Here is an 18,571-nt window from a genome sequence, read left to right on the forward strand (position 1 = left end):
CCCGCCGCTACGCGGCGCTCGGCGGGCGGATCGCCTACGGCACCGACCTCGGCAACGGACCGGCCCCGGTCGGCGTGAACGAGCGCGAGATCGAGCTGCTCGGCGAAACCGGCCTCGACGGCGAGCGCCTGCTCGAGACCGTGATGCCGGCCGCGGATCCCGCCGGATTCCTCACCTCTCCCGAGCCGCCGCCGCGCACCGCGACCGAGCTCATCGCCTGGCTCCGCACGGCCTCCTCCGCACCGCCCCCATGACTCTGCACGACATGCCTCCCCGTCATCCTGCGCAACACGCCCCGTCACCCTGCCCGCACACCGCACCCGAAGGAGCACCCGTGACCACGAACCCCGTCACCCTCTCCCCCGCCGTCGAGCGCGCGGCCGCGCTCGACGGCGCCGATCCGCTCGCCCGCTTCCACGAGCGGTTCGTCCAGCACCCCGATGTCGTGTCCTACCTCGACGGCAACTCGCTCGGCCGGCCGCTCGCCGCCACCGGCGACCGGCTGTCGCGGCTCGTGGAGACGACCTGGGCCGGCCGCCTGATCCGCGCCTGGGACGAGACCTGGATGGACGAGCCGACCCGCCTCGGCGACACGATCGGGCGCGCGGCTATCGGGGCCGCCCCGGGGCAGACCGTGGTGGCCGACTCGACCTCGGTGCTGCTGTACAAGCTCGTGCGCGCCGCGCTCGACGCGCGCTCCGACCGCGACGAGATCGTCGCCGACACCGAGAACTTCCCCACCGACCGCTTCATCCTCGAGGGCGTCGCCGCCGAGACGGGACGCTCCATCCGGTGGATCGAGCCGGATCCCGCAGCGGGCGTCACCGTCGACGAGGTGCGCGCGGCCGCGGGCCCCGGCACCGCGCTCGTCCTGCTCAGCCACGTCGCCTTCAAGTCCGGCTACATCGCCGACATGGCCGCCATCACCGATGTCGCCCACGAGGCCGGCGCCCTGGTGCTGTGGGACCTGTGCCACTCCGTCGGCTCGATCGACGTGCGGCTGGACGAGACCGGGGCGGACCTCGCAGTGGGCTGCACCTACAAGTACCTGAACGGCGGCCCGGGATCGCCGGCCTTCGCCTACGTCGCCGAGCGGCTCCACGGCGCGATCCGACAGCCCATCCAGGGGTGGCTCGGCACCGCGGATCCCTTCGCGATGACCGACGCCTACGCCCCCTCGGCGGGCATCCGGCAGCTCATCTCGGGCACGCCGCCGATCCTCGGCATGCAGCCGATGCAGGACATGCTCGCGCTCATCGAGGAGGCCGGGATCGAAGCGATCCGCCGCAAGTCGCTCGCGCTGACCGGCTTCGTGATCGACTACGCCGACGCGCACCTGGCCCGCTTCGGCGTGCGGGTGATCAGCCCCCGCGACCCGGCGGTGCGCGGCAGCCACGTGACCCTCGAGCACCCCGACTTCAAGCGGCTCACCGCCGAGCTCTGGGAGCGGGGCGTGATCCCCGATTTCCGCCCGCCGCAGGGCATGCGCATCGGCCTGTCGCCGCTCAGCACCTCGTTCGCCGAGGTGGCGCTCGGACTCGACGTGCTCGCCGAGCTGCTGGAGCAAGGGGCCGGGGCGGCGGACGCCTGATGGAGGTGCTCGACGACCTCGACTCCCGGCCCGGGAGCGCGACTTCGCTGCTGCGCACCGTCATCGGGGCGGTGCTGCGGGATCGCGGCGGCCGGCTGCCGACCGCGGCGTTCGTGGAGCTGCTGGGCGCCGTCGGGGTCAGCCCGGAGCGCACGCGCACGGCGCTCGCGCGGGTGCGGGCGAAGGGCCTGCTGGTCTCCGAGCCGAAGGGGCGGCAGCCCGGCTACGCGCTCACCCCGGCTGGCAGCGCCATGCTCGCCCGCGGCGATCGCCGCATCCACCGGCCGCGCAGCATGGAGGACGGCGACGCCTGGTGCCTCGTCTCGTTCAGCGTGCCGGAGAGCCGGCGGCAGGCGCGGCACCAGCTGCGCAGGCAGCTCTCGTGGATCGGCGCGGGCCACGTCTCGCAGGGCCTGTGGATCCTGCCGGCCTTCCTGCGCGACGAGGCCGAGGACATCGTGCAGCGGCTGGGGCTGACGGAGCACACGACGACGTTCCTCACCCACGAGGTGCGCGGCGCGGCGCCGCTGCCCGAGCTCGTCGCGCGGTGGTGGGATCTGGGAGCGATCCGAGATCTGCACGACGGCTTCCTCGCGGCGCACGCCGCCGATCTCACCGCGTGGGCCGAGGATCCCTCGGAGGCCACCGCGTTCCGACTGTGGATCGGGGCCCTCGACTCCTGGCGCCCCATCCCCTACCTCGACCCCGGGCTGCCGCCCGCGCTCCTGCCGCGCGACTGGCCCGGCGGGCGCAGCGCGGAGCTGTACCTCGGGCTGCGCGCGGCGACGGCCGAGCCCGCGAGCGCCTACGTCGACGGCGTCGCGGGAGCCGTCGGCGTCGCGGGAGCCGTCCACGTGGAAGAGGTCGCCGACTCGGAGGACCGCGTCGCGGGCCCGGGATCCCGCACGCCGCCCTCGGCCGGTGCCGCCGGTCGCGGGTGCGGCACGAGGAACCGCTGGTAGATCAGCCCGAACGCGACGATGATGAGCACCCCGACCAGCACCGGGGTGACGAGGTACGACCAGCCGGCACCGGCGGTCATCACGGCGATCGGGCTGCCGCCCGCCGGCGGGTGGGAGACGCGCAGCACGGCCATCGCCGCGAGCGCGAGCCCGACGGCGAGCGCGATGCTCCACCAGGTGACGGGCAGCACCGCCGCGACGCAGAGACCGCTGAGCGTGGAGACGAGGTGTCCGCAGACGACGCTCATCGGCTGCGCCAGCGGGGAGTGCGGAAAGGTGAACACCAGCACGCACGAGGAGCCGAAGCCGGCGACGAGCACCGGGAGGCCGACCGGGTCGGAGAGGAAGGCGAGCACCGCGACCACCACCGCTCCCGCGAATCCGGCGAACAGCACCCGGCTCAGGGGCATTGCGGGCTGAGGGCGGGCGAGCAGTCGGGGGAGCATGGTCTTCCTTGTGGGTGTGGGCCCGGCATCACCGCGGGTCCGGCGGATCACCTCCGAACGCGCGTGCGGCGGCGGCGTCGATCGCGGAGGCGAGCGGCGACATCGGTTCGTCGGCCAGCCGGGCCAGCATGACGGGCATGAGGATCTCGGGGGCGGCGATGGGGAGCACCCGGAGGGTGGGATCGTCTCCGCGCAGGCGGACGGCGGATTCGGGGACCACGGCGGCCCAGGGGCCCGTGCGCACGAGCATGAGGAGCCCCTCGACGGAGTCCGCCTCGAAGCGGGGCTCGAGCACGATGCCGTGGTCCGCGGCGGCCCGGTCGAGCAGCTGCCGGGCGCGCATGCGCCGGTCCAGGAGGCAGAGCGGCAGTTCGGCGAGCGCGCGGCCGGTGATCGGCCCGTCCTCGAGCGGGAGGCCCGTCCCCACCACCGCCACGGCTCGATCCTCGTACACGGGGATCGTGAGCAGATCGGCTCCATCGGCCGCCGAGGGGTGGATGAGGCCGGCGTCCAGTTCGTAGCCGTGCAGACCGGCGACGATCTGCTCGGAGGTGAGGCCTCCCGTGAGCGACGCGCGGCTCAGCGGATGCGCTGCGCCGAACGTCGAGAGCAGCGACGCCGCGTGGGCGACGCCCGAGGGGATGGTGCCGAACCGCAGGTGGGACGCCAGCCGATCGCGGGCATCGGTGAGTTCGTCGCCGAGCGCGCGGTATCCCGAGAGGATGCGCTGCGCCCACTTCAGCACGAGCTCCCCCTCCGGGGTGAGCCCCTGGAAGGTGCGGCCCCGGCGGATCAGCGGAACGCCGAGCTCGGTCTCGAGCTTGCGGATGCCCTCGGAGAGCGCGGACTGCGAGACGTACAGGGCGGCCGCGGCGCGGCCGAAGTGCTCGGCCCGCGCGACGGCCACGAAGTACTCCAGTTGCGTGAACAGCACCGCGCCTCCCGCTCTCGCGTCAGGGGCGGTGCCCCGCTCCGGCGGGAACCGGAGCGGGGGCGCCGCTCGCTCGGGCGGGATGCATCGCGAGGGCCTCGCGGCCCGCCCTACTGCTCCTGCTTCGCGTACGAGTGCGCGCCGGTTCCGGCGTACGCCCCGCCTTCGACGATAAGGTACTCGGGCCGGATCGGGCGACCCTCGAAGTAGCTCTCCAGGATCTCGCGCGTGCCGGCGGCGTAGCGCGCCTGAGACGGCAGCGATGCGCCCGAGGTGTGCGGGGTCATGCCGTTGTGCGGCATGGTGCGCCACGGGTGGTCGGCCGGGGCCGGCTGCGGGTTCCACACGTCGCCCGCATACCCGGCGAGCCGGCCGTTCTCGAGCGCGCGCACGATGGCGTCGCGATCCGCGATCGCCCCGCGCGCGGGGTTCACGATGTACGAGCCGCGCCGCATGGTCGACAGCAGCTCGTCGTCGATGAGGCCCGCGGTCTCCTCGGTCAGCGGGGCGTGCACGGTGAGGACGTCGATATCGCGCACGAGCTCGCGGATGTCCTCGTGGAAGGTGAGGCCGTACTGCTCCTCGTACTCGCGCGGCAGGCGATGCCGGTCGGTGTAGTGCAGACGCACGCCGAAGGGTGCGAGGCGCTCGATCACCGCGCGGCCGATGCGGCCCGCCGCGAAGACGCCCACGTCCATGCCCTCGAGGTCGTAGGAGCGCTTGACCGCGTCGGCGATGTTCCAGCCGCCCTCGGCGGCGATGCGGTGCTGCCACAGGTAGTCGCGCACGAGCGAGAGCACCATCATGCAGGTGTGCTCCGCCACGCCGATGCTGTTGCTGTAGGTGACCTCGGCGACCGTGATGCCGTACTCGTTCGCGGCGTTGAGGTCGACGTGGTCGCTGCCGATGCCGGCCGTGACCGCCAGGCGCAGGTTCTTCGCCTGGGCGATGCGCTCGGGCGTGAGGTAGGCGGGCCAGAACGGCTGCGAGATGATGATCTCGGCGTCGACGAGTTCGCGCTCGAAGTCGGAGTCCGGGCCCTCCTTGTCGCTGATGACGACGAGCTCGTGCCCGAGGCCCTCGAGATAGGTCCGCAGGCCCAGCTCGCCGGACACGCTGCCGACCAGCTCTCCGGGGGTGAAGTCGATGCGCTCGGGGGTGGGGAGCGTCTGCCCGTTCGGGTAGCGCTCGATCACGGGGATCGAGTCGCGGGCGTACGCCGGCGGGTATCCGTCGACCGGGTCGGGGAAGAGGACCAGCAGTACTTTAGCCAATGAGAACTCCTTCGGATGAGGCACCGATGATGTGCCGCTTCCAGGCTAGGAACGGCCGCTCAGGAAAGCCATCAGGCAGTTCCGCACAGCTCATCGGCGTCGGCGATCGAAGTCCCCGGACCACCGCGGTGAGCGGGGATCGGCTCAGTCGCGTCCGGCTCGGAGCACCTCGGCGGCCCCCGCGGGAGCGGCCCCCGCGGGGGCGACCTCCACAGGAGCGACCTCCACGGGAGCCGCCTCCACGGGAGCGACCGACGGCGCCTCCGCCGGCCGCTGGAACATGTCGCCGTAGTGTCCGAGCAGGCTGAGGAACGTGGTCTCGGCGACCGCGCGCTGGTCGCTCTGGCCGCGCGTCACCTCGGCGAGCAGCGGCAGGCTCTGGCTCGCGATCAGTTCGTGGTCCAGGAGGAGGTCGCCGGCGCTCCAGTCGTAGGCGAAGCCGAGCGCCAGGTATTCGAGGCCCACCATCGCCTCGAAGGCGCGCGGCAGCTCCCAGCCGTCGCGCACCAGCGTCCGCATGAACGACTCGTACATCCGCAGCGTCTCGGCGTTGCGCACGGGGGTCGTGCTCAGCACCTGGATCGTGTTCGGGTGCCGGGCGAAGGCGCGGTAGTACGCGAGCCCGAACTCCTGGATCGCATCGCGCCAGGGCAGCTCGAGGATCGCCGGGTCGTGGATCTCCCGCACGATGAGGCCGCGCACGAGCTCGATGATCCCGCGCTGACCGTCGACGTGGTGGCAGAGCGAGGGAGCGCGCACGCCCAGGCGCTCGGCGAGCAGCTTCATCGTGCAGGCCGGCCAGCCGAGCTCGTCGATGATGGCGAGGGCCTCTCGCGCGATGGCCTCCTCGGTGAGCGGCGGGCGCGACGGGCGCCCGGGGCGACGGCGCGCGCGCTCGGGATCGCCGGTCCGGTCCATGATCCGCCCTTTCGCCGTTGTGCCGATGATCGCGCCCCGAGATTTCGAGTTCGAGAAGGAACGGAAACGCTTCGATAACGACCCTTGCGCCTCAAATCTAATGCCGTTAGCTTTATGCGACAAGACCTTGCAATGAAGCAGGAAGTAGGCCGTGCATGACTCTGCCCAGCACCACCGTCACCGACCCCGATCGCAGCGCCACCGGAGCCTCGCCCTCGCAGGCGCTCACGATCTCCGGCGTGAGGAAGACCTTCGTCACACCCGAGAAGACCTTCGTCAACGCGATCGACGACGTCTCCTTCACGATCGAGCAGGGCGAGTTCTTCGTGATGCTCGGCCCCTCCGGATGCGGCAAGACGACGCTGCTGCGCGGGATCGCGGGACTCGAGACGCTCGACGCGGGCGAGATCCGCCTCGGCGGCACCCGGATCGACCAGCTGGCGCCGCACGCCCGGCCCGTGAACACGGTCTTCCAGTCCTACGCCCTCTTCCCCCACCTGACGATCGCCGAGAACATCGCCTTCGGGCTCGAGATGGAGCGCCGCTCGAAGCAGGAGGTCAAGGCCCGCGTCGCCGAGATGCTCGAGCTCGTGCAGCTGCAGGGCATGGCCAATCGCAAGCCGGCGCAGCTCTCCGGCGGCCAGCAGCAGCGCGTCGCGCTGGCCCGCGCGCTCGCGAAGGAGCCGGAGGTGCTGCTGCTCGACGAGCCCCTGGCCGCCCTCGACCTGAAGCTGCGACGCGGCATGCAGTCCGAGCTCAAGCGCCTGCAGCGCACCACCGGCATCACCTTCGTGTTCGTCACGCACGATCAGGAGGAGGCGCTCAGCATGGGCGACCGGATCGCGGTCTTCAACCAGGGCCGCCCCGAGCAGATCGGCACCCCCGAGGACATCTACGAGCGGCCCACGAGCCGCTTCGTCGCCGACTTCATCGGCGAGACCAACTTCCTCGACGCGCCGGTCGCACGCACGGACGGGCCCGAGGGCGAGCGCCTCGTGGTCACGCTGCCCGGCGGAGACCCGGTCGCACTGCCGAAGACGGTCCCCACCCCCGACGGCACCGTCACCCTCACCATCCGGCCCGAGCGGATCCACCTCTCCCCCGGCGGCGAGCGCTTCGCCGCGGGCCGCATCTCGAAGCTCGTGTACATGGGCACCGACCTGCGCTGCACCGTGCGCCTCGAGAACGGCGCGGAGCTGGCGGTGCGGGTGCCGCCCCCGTTCGACGCGGGCATCCGGCCCGACGCCGAGGTCTCGCTGTACGCCGAGACCGAGGCGCTGCGCCCCCTCGCCCCCGAGCCGGCGGCCGGCGCATGAGCACTCGGCTCGACGACCGCACCGGGGTGAACATGGTGCCGGTGTCCGCCGCGAAGCGGCACGAGCGCGCGCCCGGCCGCTTCCCCTGGCCCTGGGTCGTCCCCGCACTCCTCGTCGCGGCGCTCTTCACGCTCGGCCCGCTCGTCGTCATCGTGATCTTCTCGTTCATGTCGCGCCCGCCCCAGGGCGGCGGCGTGATCTACGAGTTCACGCTGGAGCCGTACGTCAACTTCCTGTTCCAGACCGACTTCCTCGGCAACACGACGTTCGATCCGCGCTACCTGACGGTCTTCGGCGACTCGCTGCTGCAGGGGGCGATCACCACGATCGTGTGCCTGCTGCTCGCCTTCCCGATCGCCCTCTGGATCGCGACCCGCCCCGAGAAGCTGCAGAACGTGCTGGTGCTCCTCATCACGATCCCGTTCTGGACCAACCTGCTGGTGCGCACCTACGCCTGGATGCTGATCCTCAACGACAACGGCATCGTGAACACCGGCCTGAACCTCTTCGGGTTCCCGAAGCTCGAACTCCTCTACACCCCGCTGGCCTCGCAGCTCGGCCTCATCTACACGTTCCTGCCGTTCATGGTGCTGCCGATCTACGCCTCGCTCGCCGGCTTCGACTTCCGGCTCGCCGAGGCGGCCTACGATCTCGGCGCCCGCAAGTCGACCGTGGTGCGGCGCATCATCCTGCCGCTCGCGACCCCCGGCATCGTCTCCGGCGTGCTGCTCGTGTTCATGCCGGCCTTCGGCTCCTACGTGCAGCCGGTGCTGCTCGGCGGCGGCAAGGTGCTCCTCATCGGCAACCTGATCGCCTCGCAGTTCGGCGACTCCCGCAACTGGCCGTTCGGCGCGGCGCTCTCGGTGATCATCCTCATCGTGCTCATGATCGCGCTCATCGCGATCGCGCTCTACTCCCGGAAGTCCGGGAAGAAGGTGGAGATCTCGCTATGACCGCTCCGGCCACCGTGAACACGCACCCGTCCGACGGGCCCGCCGATGCCGCGCCCGCGATCCGCAAGCCCCCGCGCGCGCTCCGGCTGCACGACTTCCCGGCCATCGCGCCCATCGCGGTCTTCGGCATCGTGTTCCTCTACCTGCCGATCCTCATCACGACGATCTACGCCTTCAACGACGGCGATTCCGCGCTGGTGTGGCGCGGCTTCAGCGTGCGCTGGTTCGGCGAGGTCGCCCAGAACGCCAATCTCCTGAACGCCCTGATCGTGTCGCTGCAGATCGCGGTCGTGGCCACGATCGTGTCGACGATCTTCTCGATCCTGTTCGCGCTCTCCGTCGAGCAGCTGCGGGCGAAGGGCAGCGGCATCGCGACCGCGATCCTCACCGCGCCCCTCGTGATCCCGGAGATCGTGCTCGCGGTCGCCACACTCGGCTTCATCCGCATGATCGGCCTGCAGCCCGGCATGCTCGCGCTGATGCTCGCCCACACCTCGTTCTGCATCCCGTTCGCGCTGATGCCCGTGCGGGCGCGCCTGAAGAGCCTCGGCACCTCCTACTTCGAGGCGGCGACGGATCTCGGCGCCAGCTCCTGGCAGATGTTCCGCCGGATCACACTCCCGCTCCTCGTGCCCGGCATCATCTCGGGCGCCGTGCTCGCGTTCGTGATCTCGCTCGACGACTTCATCATCTCGAACTTCCTGTCGGCCTCGGGGGCGACGCCGCTGCCGGTGTTCCTCTTCAGCCTGATCCGGCGCGGCGCGAGCCCGGCGGTCAACGTCATCGCGACGCTGCTGCTCATCCTCGCCATCGTCGTCACGACCATCACATTCCTGCAATCACAACGAAGGAGCAAACAGCATGCGTAGAACACACGGCAGTGCACGACGCGGTGCACGCATCGGAACCGCGATCGCGCTCACCGCGGCCGGCGCACTGGCGCTGACCGCCTGCGGCGGCGGGGTCACCGACTCCGGCGGCGATGCGGGCGGCGACGGCGCGGCGTCGACCGAGTACGTCGAGGCGACGAGCGGCGAGGTGAACCTCTACACCTGGAGCGACTACTACCCCGAGGAGCTGGTGAAGAAGTTCACCGAGGACACGGGGATCGCGCTCAACGTCGACTACTACGACAGCAACGAGAGCCTCGAGGCCAAGCTGCGGGCCTCGGACGGCGCCGGATACGACGTGGTGGTGCCGACCGACTACATGGTGGAGATCCTGAAGAACGACGGGCTGCTGCTCGAGTTCGATGCGTCGAGCCTGCCGAACGGCGGCAACATCCAGGACGACTTCATGGACGTCTACTTCGACGAGGGGCGCATGTACTCGACGCCGTACCTCTACGGCACCACGTCGTTCGCCTACGACACCGACGTGATCACCGAGGAGCTCACCTCGTGGAGCGACTACTTCAACCCGCCCGAGTCGGCCGGCAAGGTGGGCACGATGAACGACCAGAGCGAGGTCGTGAACGCGGCGCTGCGGGTCACCGGCGGCGAGTTCTGCACCACCGACGGCGCCGAGCTGCAGGCGGCGCAGGATCTGCTCGTCGACTTCAAGCCGCGCGTGGGCACCATCAACAGCGACGGCATCCTCGAGCGGCTCGCCAACGGCGAGCAGGCGATGGCGATGATCTGGAACGGCGCCGCGCACCGCGCGATGCAGGAGCGGCCGTCGCTGACCTACGTCTACCCGGAGGAGGGCATCGCGCTCTGGCAGGACAACTTCACCATCCCGGTCGGCGCGAAGAACGTCGACCAGGCGAAGACGTTCCTCAACTGGATGCTCGACCCCGAGAACATGGCCGTGGCGGTCAACTACCAGGCCTACGCCTCGGGCGTCGAGGGGACCCAGGAGCTGATGAACGAGGAGCTCGCGAACAGCGAGGCGATCGTGCTGCCCGAGGGCTACGACCTCGCGCGGCCGGTGCAGCCCTGCAACAACGAGGAGATGACGAACTACACGAAGATCTTCGAGACCTTCAAGGGCTGAGCGCTTCGCGCTCGGAAGCGGAGGCCCCCGGCGGTTGCGCCGGGGGCCTCCGCCGCGTTCGCAGCTGCGGGCGGATCCGTCCGGCCCTCCTCGCGCTCGGCGCTACGCGGCGACGAACCCGCCGCTCTGCTCGCCCACGAGCCCGGCCTCGTGGACCAGGTCGAGGATCCGGTCGGGGCCCGGCTCGAACGACAGGCGGTCGAGATCGACCCAGACCACGTTGGGCGACAGCGTGGACTCGAAGAAGTAGCGCCGGCTGCTGAGGTCGGCGACCGTGCGCCAGCGCGTCGTCGAGATGTTCGGTCGCGCCTCGTCCACGGTGCCGAACGGCGCCGAGGCGTTGCGGATCACGCTGAACACCTGCGCGGCCGCCTGCCTCGGATCGTCGGTCGCCGGCAGATGCGCCGAGTAGTAGGCCGCGCGGGCGAAGCGGTCGGGCGAGTCGGTGCCGCCGGGAAGAGGGTCGCGTCCGCCCAGGCCCGCGTAGCGTCGCTGGAGGTCGAGCTGCTCGTCGTAGGCGGGCGAATTGGCCATGACCGTGTAGCCGGGACCGTGGTGCACGCTCAGCCGTCCGTCCAGGAACTCGACGATCGCGGAGTCGCCGCCGACATCTGCGAGCGAGATGTGTCCCGTTCCCGGCTTCCCGCCGATCTCGAGCGGAATGATCTGCACGCGGCTCTCGGTGAGCCAGGCGACGGCCGCGGCGACGGTGGGGAAACGATCGAGCAGGCACTGGATCGCCTGCTGCAGGCCGAGCGCCGGTCGCCCGGCGTCGCGCTCCCCGTAGTCGGACTCCGTCAGGTACAACCCGCTCGCCTGCAGGCCGGCTTCGTTGATCCCGTCGACCGCGATCCGCCCGTACATCAGCGCGACCACGCTGCCGTAGTCCGAGACCCAGGTGAAGCCGCCGGGATCACCGGCCGCGCTCTCGCGCCGCTCGCCGCGCGGGCGCAGCGCGAGCACCGTGCGCGTGTCCTCGAACCAGTCCATGCTGCGGCCGACGAACACCAGACCGCCACCGGGGGAACCTCCGGAGGACCACAGGAAACGAGTGCACATGGCCTCATCCTATGCGGCGCCCGGAACCCGCCGATATGCCCAGCGGCCCCCGCACTGCTTCACCCACCGGGTCTCCCGCACTCACCGGGCCCTAGCACCCGCCGGTCTCCCGTACCCGCACGAACGGACCGCCCTCGCCGAGCGGATCGGCTCGGCGCTGCGGCTCTCGGAGTCCGCGAACCCGGGGCGCGAGAACGTTCGCCACGGATCGGCCGGCCCCGGCTAGCGGCCGGGCCGTCGAACGGCAACCCCGATCCCGGATCCCGGAGCGGCGGATAGTCTTCGAGAGACGGGGCTGCCCGGGGTGAGACGGCATCGTCAGCGCAGAGAGGTGGATCGAGCATGAACGACACGGCGAACCGCGACGGGAGCACGGAGGACCTGAATCCCGACGACACCGCCACGGTGGCGACGATCCTGGCCGAGGTGCGCGACACGGCGCCGACGGCCACGCGGGAGCACGCGGCGGAGATGATCCGCGCACGGCTCGCACGCGCGGGGATCGAACTCGCCGACGACGCGGTCGACGACCTGGCGATGCAGGTCCTCGAGGGGCGCGAGTAACCCGCGGCATCGTCGACGTCCGTCAGAATCCCGGATGCTCCGCAGAGCAACAGTAGACCCCGTATACTTTCCGCGGGGGGTCGCTCAAGTGGCGCACGCATCGCTGAAGATCGCGCCACGGTGAACCGGGAGTAATCGTCATGACCGCATCGACGTCGCGGCCGTTCCGTCGCGCAACCGCAATAGGCCGCGTCGCGGTCGTCGCACTCGTGGGCTCGGCCATGGCCGTCGCAGCGCTGCCGAGCGCCGCGATGGCCGCGTCCACGAGCTACTCGAGCACCGCGCCGGTGGCCATCCCGGATGCCACGGGCGGCGACTGCAACGTCAACACCTCGGAGGGCGTGGCCACCAGCACCATCTCGGTGCCCGATGCCGTCTCCGTCTCGGATCTGCAGGTCGGCCTGAACATCAGCCACACCTGGCAGTCGGACCTCATCGTGGATCTCACGTCGCCCGCCGGCACCACGATCCGGCTGGTCGACCGCGTGCTCCGCTCCACCAACTGCGGTTCGAGCGGCGACAACATCGTGGCGACGCTCTCGGACGCCGCCGCGACCTCGATAGAGAACTACGGGTCGGCCGGCGCGAGCTACTCGCCGATGCAGGCGCTCAGCGCCTTCGCCGGCGAGAGCGCGGCCGGAGACTGGGTGCTCACCGTCCGGGACGTCTCGACCGAGGACTCCGGCACCCTGAACTCGTGGTCGCTGGACATCGAGTCGGCCTCGGATCTCGCGCTGGCCGACACCACCGCGGATGAGGGGGACGCGACCGCGGTCTTCACCGTGACGCGCACCGGACCGGTCTCGGACGAGGAGACGGTCGACTACACGACGGTCGACGGCACCGCCACCGCCGGCGCGGACTACACGGCCACGAGCGGCACCCTCACCCTCGCGCCGGGCGACACGAGCGGCACGATCGCCGTTCCGCTCATCGACGACGCCGTGCACGAGGGCGACGAGACCTTCGGCCTGCAGCTCAGCAATGCCGCCGGGACGCCGACGCCGACCATCAGCGTCGCCTCGGCGACGGCGACGATCGTCGACACCGACCCGCAGCCCGAGATCGCGATCGCGGACGCGGACGCCGCGGAGGGCGACGCGACCGTCTCGCTCACCGTGACGCGGACCGGCGCCACGGGGGGTTCCGACAGCGTGGAGTTCAGCACGGTCGACGGCACGGCGACGGCCGGGGCCGACTACGTCGCGACGAGCGGCACGCTCGCCTTCGCGCCGGGCGACACGAGCGCCACGATCACCGTTCCGCTCATCGACGACGCGGAGCAGGAGGGCGAGGAGACGTTCACCGTCGTGCTCGCCGGCCCCGCCAGCACGACGGGGCCGGCCCCCGCGATCGCAGTGGACACGGCGACGGTGACGATCGCGGCGAACGACGTTCCCGCACCCGCCCCCGACCCCACGGACGACCCGACGGACGATCCCACGGATACAACGACCGACGACGACTCCGACCCCGCACCTGCGGCAGAGGACACCGACGCACCGGCGACCGGACTCGTCGCGACGGGATCCGAGCTCACGATGGCGATCGCGGCAGCCGCGGTCCTGCTCGGCGCGGGCGCGGCCCTCGTCGTGCCGTGGCGCCGCAGCCGCCGACTCGGCTGATCCGCCTTCACGACGCGCACGGGAACGGCGCGGGATCCGAGCGGATCCCGCGCCGTTCCCGTGCGGTGCGCGGATCCCCGGGCCCCGATCACGACGCACGGCCCGGCCTTCACGTGGAAGGCCGGGCCGTGCGGGTTCACTCGCGTGCGGTGACGGTGACGGTCAGTACCTGAGACGGTAGATGAACGCGGCCATCGCCTCGCGGCTCAGCGAGTTCTTCGGCAGGTACTCCTTCCCGTTCGGTGAGTTCACGCCGGTGGTGAGCTTCGCGTCGTACATCCAGTTGATCTCCTTGTAGAAGCGGTCTCCCGCCTTCATGTCGATCAGCTGCGAGGTCTTCGGCGCAGTGTAGTTCTTCACCTGCTCGTCGGTCTTCGCCTGCAGACGGTAGATGAAGGCGGCCATCGCTTCGCGAGTCAGCGACTGCTTGGGCGCATAGACCGGCTTGCCCGACGCCTGCTTGATGCCCGTCGAGAGGCCCGCCTGGTGCATCCACGTGATCTCGGTGTAGAACTTGTCACCCGGGTTCACGTCGGCGAACGGCGAAGCCTGGGGGGCGACATACCCCTTCGGAGCTTCGAGCCGATAGATGAACGCGGCCATGGCCTCACGGGTGAGCGAGTCCTTCGGCGCGTAGTTCTTCCCACCGGGCACCTTGATGCCGGTGGTCAGCCCCATGCAGCTCATCCAGTCGATCTCCTTGTAGAACTTGTGTCCCACCGGAGTGTCGAGGAACACCGCCACGCTTCCCGGATCGACGCACGGCCGCGGCGGGTTGCTCAGCTGCCGCTGCGCTTCCGCGACACGAGCCAGCAGAGCGGTCTTCTCGGCCGAATCGTCCATCTCGTTCACCAGCGCCAGTACCCGATCGATGTCGGCCTGGGTGATGCCATCCTGCAGCGTCACCTTGTCGGCCTTGAACAGGCCGTCGACATCGAGCGTGGCGTCCTTGGGCTCCGGAGCGACCACGCGTTCGCCCTCGGGAGCAGCCCAGAAGATGCCGCGCGCGGCCTGGCTGAGCCCGCCCTTCGGATGGTTGCGGAACACCACGGAGGTGCCGAACACGACCGCCTTGCCGCCGGATGCGTGCTCACCCGAGATGACCGACGCCTTGGAGGCCGCCACCTCCGGCCCGTTCGTCGCGTTGGTGGCGCGCCAGTGACCGGCGAGCAGCGGGTTGTCCGCCCCGTAGCTCTGCTCGACCTTGGTGTTCGCGCCGAGGTCGGTGAACGAGACCGCCGGGTAGACGAACGCTGCGCCCTGTTCGTACGGCTTCAGGAGCGACCCGTCGGGGGTGTCCACCTTCACGATGCCGTTGCCCGAGTTGTTGCCCGCGATCGCCGTCGCCTGCAGCAGCCCGAAGGCGTTCGCCGCGGTGTTGGCCGCGGCGGAGCGGCCCGCGATGGAGCCTCCCGCGTCCACCCACGCCTGCACGGCGTCCCGGCCTGCCGCCTGCGCGCCGCTGAAGTTGAAGTTCGTGCCGACCCAGATCACGTCGACGCCGTCCAGCAGAGCGGGGTTGGCGTGGATGCTCGCCGCAGTCACCTGCGTGAGGTCGTCGAACCCGAGCTCCTCCAGCGAGAGCTTGTCGTCCTGGTTCCCCACGTAGAGGAGCTTGAGGTCCTTCAGCCCCTTCGTGCTCGGCTGAGCGAGCGCTGCGAGATCCGCCTTCGTCGCTTGCTCCACCGCGATGTCGTACGTCGCGGCGACTTCGGACACGACCGCCGCGTCCGCCTCAGCCACGACGGCCGAACCGTCCTCGAGCATCGACACGGCGACGTCCCTCCCGAGCAGGTCGTTCAGCGCCTGATAGTCGGCCACACCGGCGAGATCGAACGTCAGGTACCCGTTCTCCGGCATCGCGAGATTCGGCGTCACGGCGCTGATGAGCTTGCTCGCGCCGATGGGCGCGGCGTCGGTCGTCGAGCCGACCTTGTCGACCGTGGCGCCCCAGACGTACCCGAGGCTCCAGGCCGAGATGTCGTACATCGAGGGCAGCTTGTTCGAGATGTCCTCCCCGAGATCCAGCAGCACGTTCGCGAGCCCGCGCAGCGGCTGGTGCATGTCGACGACGTACGAGCCCTTCGGGTACGTCGTGCCCTCGACCACGGTGTCGGCGTTCAGCGTGCCGACCTGAACTCCCATGTCGAGGAGGCGCTGGACGAGACGGTTCGCGTCGCTGGCCGACCGCTGGCCGTCTCCCACGGGGATGACGTACGCGCGCGGCAGCTCCACCGCTTCCTGGTCGTCCGAGACGTCCCACTCGGCCTTCCACTGATCGGGGCCCGGCACGTCGGCGATGTTGTCGACCGTGAGCGCCTTGATGGGGGTGCCCTGCGCGCCACGGGCGAACATCTCGATCTGCCCCTTGAGCAGATCCTGCGACACCCTCGGCGTATTCAGGTAGTCGACCATGGCCACCATCGTCTCGTAGGCGTTCGCCTGGTTGATGACGGCGTTCTCGGGCGTCATCAGGCTGCGGCCGGAGATGGTGGTGCGCCCCTTCGGGATCTCCACCGTGGCGCTCAGCGCCCCGTAGAAGGGCGAGATCTGCGCGGTGAAGATCGGCGGGAAGTCGTCCCAACCCGATGCGGTGTCCCGGTAGGGGATCTTGATGTAGTCAGTGGGGGTGTTCGTCACCGAACCCCGCGGCTCCGTCAGGTAGGTGTTCCCCGGGATCTGCTTCTCGGTCACGTGATCCTCCACGGCGAGCGCGAGCGCGTAGTTGTGCGGGATCAGCAGATCGTACTCGTAGTTGGAACCGTGAGGGGGTCCGGTCGGCTCGACCTGCAGCACGCTCGTGTACCCGTGGAAGTCAGCCGTGTAGATCGGCTGCAGGGCGTTCGCCGTCTGCGTGTAGGAGGTCGCCTCCGGCGTGGTGAGGGTGATCATGTCGCGGTTGGGATCCAGGCCGAGCGCCGTCGCGCGGGTGGCGTTCGTGCGCCCGTCGGGGTTCAGCGACGGCGAGAAGTACAGTCGATTGTTGCGGAGGATCGATCCGACCTCGCTCATCGGCGCCGTCGCGAGGTGCTCGATGTACTGCAGCGCCGCGTCGGTTCCCTCCCATTCGTTGCCGTGGATGTTGTTGCTGATCCAGATGGGGGTCTTGTATCCCGCCAGCAGGCTGCTGTCCTTCTGCGCCGCGAGGGGATTGTTGCGGATCTTCTTGCGCCAGGCCTCCTGCTGCGCCGTGAAGCTCTCCGTCTCGGGAGCGGTCACCGTGACGAGGTACAGATCGCGTCCCTCGGTCGACTTGCCGATGGTCTGCACCGAGACCCGATCGCTCTTCTTCATCAGCTCCGTCAGCCGAGGAGCGATATCCGGGTGGGAGATGAGCTTCGGGACCGCGGTGTTGTAGTCGGGTTCTCCGTTGGGTCCGGTCGGATTATCGCGGAAGAAATTCAGTTGCGGCTGGAACGGATACGACTTCGGCATATCGAGCGTGTTGCCGGAGGTCGGTTCCACCCCCGCCGCTTCGATCTGCGCGGGAGCCGGCACGGGCTCGACCACAACCGTGCCCGGCCCCCGGCCGTCTTCTGCATACGCCGCCGGCCCGAACGCAGAAACCAGCAGTGTGGCCACGGCCACTCCGCCGATTCCCGCGAAGAGTTTCCTTCGGAACATGTGTACCTCTTCACTCGTCATTGAGTCATTCCTCCCCATTAAGGTGTCCGAATTGGACAACTGCAGCCTAGGCCGCATTTCGGGAGGGGGTCAATATTTACTATGCTGCCAGCGCGATATTGATCGATTTGCGCAATACGTAGTATTGACCCCTGCAATGATCCTCTGGAGGGTACGGCTGTGCCGAGGCGGCGGGAACGCGGCCCTCCGCTCTCACTCTCTCGGGGAGATCGTCGGTGCGATCGAGCGCGTCCGGAGGACTCCGAATGCATCGTCGAAGCCACGTCCTGCGGGGTGCATGACACGACCACCCGGGCCGTCTCCCCCGCCGCAGCTGCGGCCCGCCGGGCGCAACGGCGAGAACGCGACCGACACGATCGCTAAAATTGCATCGTGGCTCTTCCGAGTATCGTCGACGAACTCCTCTGGGCCGGAGCCATCGGATCCAGCGGGTTCCTCGTCGTCATGCTCATCGAGGGCTGGCTCAGGCCCGGCTACTCGCCTGTCCGGCACCCTGTGAGCGCACTCGCGCTGAGTCCTCGCGGGTGGATCCAGGTGACGAACTTCGCAGTGGCAGGCCTTGCGATCATTGCAGGAGCCATCGGCATGCTCCTGCAGGGCGCAGGGCTGCTCGCATACGGCATACTGATCTTCGGCATCGGGCTGACCTGTTCCGCAGCCCCCATGGACCCGAGTCGCGGCTATCCGCCCGGCGCCCCGGAGGGCGACCCTGCCGAGCCGAGCTGGCATCACCGGCTTCACGATCTGGCAGGCGCAATCGTGTTCTTCTCACTTCCCGCCGTCGCCTTGATCGCGGTGTTCGCCTTGCCCGCGTGGTGGATGAAGCTCGGTGCCGGCACAACGACTGTACTTCTCTGCGCAGCGATCACCGTTTGGAGCAGGGCGTGGGAGAACGATTCGCCCCGGGCCGGGCTCGCGCAACGGCTGTTCATCGTACCCGGATGGCTCTGGCTCGCCTCGGTGTTCGCAAGTCTCGCCACTGCATAGAGAAGGTGCTCGTTCTCTCGACAACGGTGCACTCGTCCGGCGTATCGCGGCGGGACCCCGCTTGACCGAGCATCCCCGGGGCGCCCAGCCCTTGTCCCGCGCTTCTCACGCGAATGACCCCCAACCTGAAGAACTTCATCCCAGGTCAGGGGCCATATTCATTCTCGTGCGCGAGGGGGGACTTGAACTGATCCGTTCCCCCTCGCACACGAAATCGTGAATCGGCGTTCTGCCGCATGATTCCGCGGTTTCTGCGAGGCCCACCTGTGGATAACTGCACCGCGATTCACAACCTAGCAGCGTCG

Annotated in this window: 14 protein-coding genes and 2 pseudogenes; 10 read left to right on the top strand and 6 right to left on the bottom strand. The window is 69.7% G+C overall.

The window, feature by feature from the left end:
- The 3 genes and pseudogenes from ACWKZU_RS12865 to ACWKZU_RS12875 all read left to right on the top strand — a co-directional run.
- Positions 1–254, top strand: a pseudogene (locus ACWKZU_RS12865) (hydrolase); the annotation flags it as partial.
- An 80-nt stretch (positions 255–334) separates the two neighbouring features.
- Positions 335–1,591 (top strand): kynureninase, encoded by a 1,257-nt coding sequence (locus tag ACWKZU_RS12870; RefSeq protein WP_449282727.1) that lies wholly within the window; start codon positions 335–337, stop codon positions 1,589–1,591.
- A complete protein-coding gene (locus tag ACWKZU_RS12875; RefSeq protein WP_449282728.1) occupies positions 1,591–2,553 on the top strand; it encodes a PaaX family transcriptional regulator in 963 nt (320 codons plus the stop codon). The genes ACWKZU_RS12870 and ACWKZU_RS12875 overlap by 1 nt, the downstream gene beginning before the upstream one ends.
- Positions 2,554–2,600: 47 nt before the next feature.
- On the opposite strand, the pseudogene ACWKZU_RS12880 reads toward ACWKZU_RS12875, so the two are convergent.
- From ACWKZU_RS12880 to ACWKZU_RS12895, 4 genes and pseudogenes are all read right to left on the bottom strand, one after another.
- Positions 2,601–2,999: pseudogene (locus ACWKZU_RS12880) on the bottom strand (HPP family protein); the annotation flags it as partial.
- A gap of 28 nt (positions 3,000–3,027) precedes the next feature.
- Positions 3,028–3,933 (bottom strand): LysR family transcriptional regulator, encoded by a 906-nt coding sequence (locus ACWKZU_RS12885; protein ID WP_449282729.1) that lies wholly within the window; start codon positions 3,931–3,933, stop codon positions 3,028–3,030.
- Positions 3,934–4,040: 107 nt separating this feature from the next.
- Positions 4,041–5,204 carry an NAD-dependent formate dehydrogenase gene (locus ACWKZU_RS12890; protein WP_449282730.1) on the bottom strand — a complete coding sequence of 388 codons (1,164 nt, stop codon included), beginning with the start codon at positions 5,202–5,204 and terminating at the stop codon, positions 4,041–4,043.
- Between the two features lie 144 nt (positions 5,205–5,348).
- Positions 5,349–6,122: a TetR/AcrR family transcriptional regulator C-terminal domain-containing protein gene (locus ACWKZU_RS12895; RefSeq protein ID WP_449282731.1), complete on the bottom strand. Its 774-nt coding sequence runs from the start codon at positions 6,120–6,122 to the stop codon at positions 5,349–5,351.
- Between the two features lie 155 nt (positions 6,123–6,277).
- On the opposite strand from ACWKZU_RS12895, the gene ACWKZU_RS12900 reads away from it, so the two are divergent.
- Genes ACWKZU_RS12900 through ACWKZU_RS12915 form a run of 4 tightly spaced genes read left to right on the top strand, consistent with a single transcriptional unit; the run spans position 6,278 to position 10,386 of the window.
- A complete protein-coding gene (locus ACWKZU_RS12900) occupies positions 6,278–7,438 on the top strand; it encodes an ABC transporter ATP-binding protein (RefSeq protein ID WP_449282732.1) in 1,161 nt (386 codons plus the stop codon).
- Positions 7,435–8,391 carry an ABC transporter permease gene (locus ACWKZU_RS12905; RefSeq protein WP_449282733.1) on the top strand — a complete coding sequence of 319 codons (957 nt, stop codon included), beginning with the start codon at positions 7,435–7,437 and terminating at the stop codon, positions 8,389–8,391. Before ACWKZU_RS12900 ends, ACWKZU_RS12905 begins: the two co-directional genes overlap by 4 nt.
- Positions 8,388–9,260: an ABC transporter permease gene (locus tag ACWKZU_RS12910; protein WP_449282734.1), complete on the top strand. Its 873-nt coding sequence runs from the start codon at positions 8,388–8,390 to the stop codon at positions 9,258–9,260. The genes ACWKZU_RS12905 and ACWKZU_RS12910 overlap by 4 nt, the downstream gene beginning before the upstream one ends.
- Positions 9,253–10,386, top strand: coding sequence for an ABC transporter substrate-binding protein (locus tag ACWKZU_RS12915; RefSeq protein ID WP_449282735.1), 1,134 nt, complete (start codon positions 9,253–9,255; stop codon positions 10,384–10,386). The genes ACWKZU_RS12910 and ACWKZU_RS12915 overlap by 8 nt, the downstream gene beginning before the upstream one ends.
- A gap of 102 nt (positions 10,387–10,488) precedes the next feature.
- Here ACWKZU_RS12915 and ACWKZU_RS12920 read toward each other — a convergent pair whose 3' ends face one another.
- Positions 10,489–11,445: a linear amide C-N hydrolase gene (locus ACWKZU_RS12920; RefSeq protein ID WP_449282736.1), complete on the bottom strand. Its 957-nt coding sequence runs from the start codon at positions 11,443–11,445 to the stop codon at positions 10,489–10,491.
- 342 nt (positions 11,446–11,787) lie between these two features.
- Between ACWKZU_RS12920 and ACWKZU_RS12925 the strand changes: the two genes are divergently transcribed.
- Together ACWKZU_RS12925 and ACWKZU_RS12930 are read left to right on the top strand one after the other, a co-directional pair.
- Complete coding sequence (locus tag ACWKZU_RS12925) at positions 11,788–12,009, top strand: hypothetical protein (RefSeq protein ID WP_449282737.1); 222 nt, start codon at positions 11,788–11,790, stop codon at positions 12,007–12,009.
- Between the two features lie 140 nt (positions 12,010–12,149).
- Positions 12,150–13,634, top strand: a complete 1,485-nt coding sequence (locus ACWKZU_RS12930) for a Calx-beta domain-containing protein (RefSeq protein ID WP_449282738.1) — start codon at positions 12,150–12,152, stop codon at positions 13,632–13,634.
- A gap of 162 nt (positions 13,635–13,796) precedes the next feature.
- On the opposite strand, the gene ACWKZU_RS12935 is transcribed toward ACWKZU_RS12930, so the two are convergent.
- Positions 13,797–17,258 carry a M14 family zinc carboxypeptidase gene (locus ACWKZU_RS12935; RefSeq protein WP_449282739.1) on the bottom strand — a complete coding sequence of 1,154 codons (3,462 nt, stop codon included), beginning with the start codon at positions 17,256–17,258 and terminating at the stop codon, positions 13,797–13,799.
- Positions 17,259–17,651: 393 nt separating this feature from the next.
- Here ACWKZU_RS12935 and ACWKZU_RS12940 point away from each other — a divergent pair, with 393 nt between their 5' ends.
- Positions 17,652–18,266, top strand: a complete 615-nt coding sequence (locus ACWKZU_RS12940) for a DUF998 domain-containing protein (RefSeq protein ID WP_449282740.1) — start codon at positions 17,652–17,654, stop codon at positions 18,264–18,266.
- Positions 18,267–18,571: the final 305 nt, after the last annotated feature.

Source organism: Leucobacter sp. (assembly GCF_053528595.1).

Coding starts and splice junctions, on each gene's coding strand:
- ACWKZU_RS12935 (WP_449282739.1), bottom strand. CDS start 17,258: ATGTTCCGAAGGAAACTCTTCGCGGGAATCGGCGGAGTGGCCGTGGCC.
- ACWKZU_RS12910 (WP_449282734.1), top strand. CDS start 8,388: ATGACCGCTCCGGCCACCGTGAACACGCACCCGTCCGACGGGCCCGCC.
- ACWKZU_RS12895 (WP_449282731.1), bottom strand. CDS start 6,122: ATGGACCGGACCGGCGATCCCGAGCGCGCGCGCCGTCGCCCCGGGCGC.
- ACWKZU_RS12920 (WP_449282736.1), bottom strand. CDS start 11,445: ATGTGCACTCGTTTCCTGTGGTCCTCCGGAGGTTCCCCCGGTGGCGGT.
- ACWKZU_RS12930 (WP_449282738.1), top strand. CDS start 12,150: ATGACCGCATCGACGTCGCGGCCGTTCCGTCGCGCAACCGCAATAGGC.
- ACWKZU_RS12875 (WP_449282728.1), top strand. CDS start 1,591: ATGGAGGTGCTCGACGACCTCGACTCCCGGCCCGGGAGCGCGACTTCG.
- ACWKZU_RS12905 (WP_449282733.1), top strand. CDS start 7,435: ATGAGCACTCGGCTCGACGACCGCACCGGGGTGAACATGGTGCCGGTG.
- ACWKZU_RS12925 (WP_449282737.1), top strand. CDS start 11,788: ATGAACGACACGGCGAACCGCGACGGGAGCACGGAGGACCTGAATCCC.
- ACWKZU_RS12900 (WP_449282732.1), top strand. CDS start 6,278: ATGACTCTGCCCAGCACCACCGTCACCGACCCCGATCGCAGCGCCACC.
- ACWKZU_RS12915 (WP_449282735.1), top strand. CDS start 9,253: ATGCGTAGAACACACGGCAGTGCACGACGCGGTGCACGCATCGGAACC.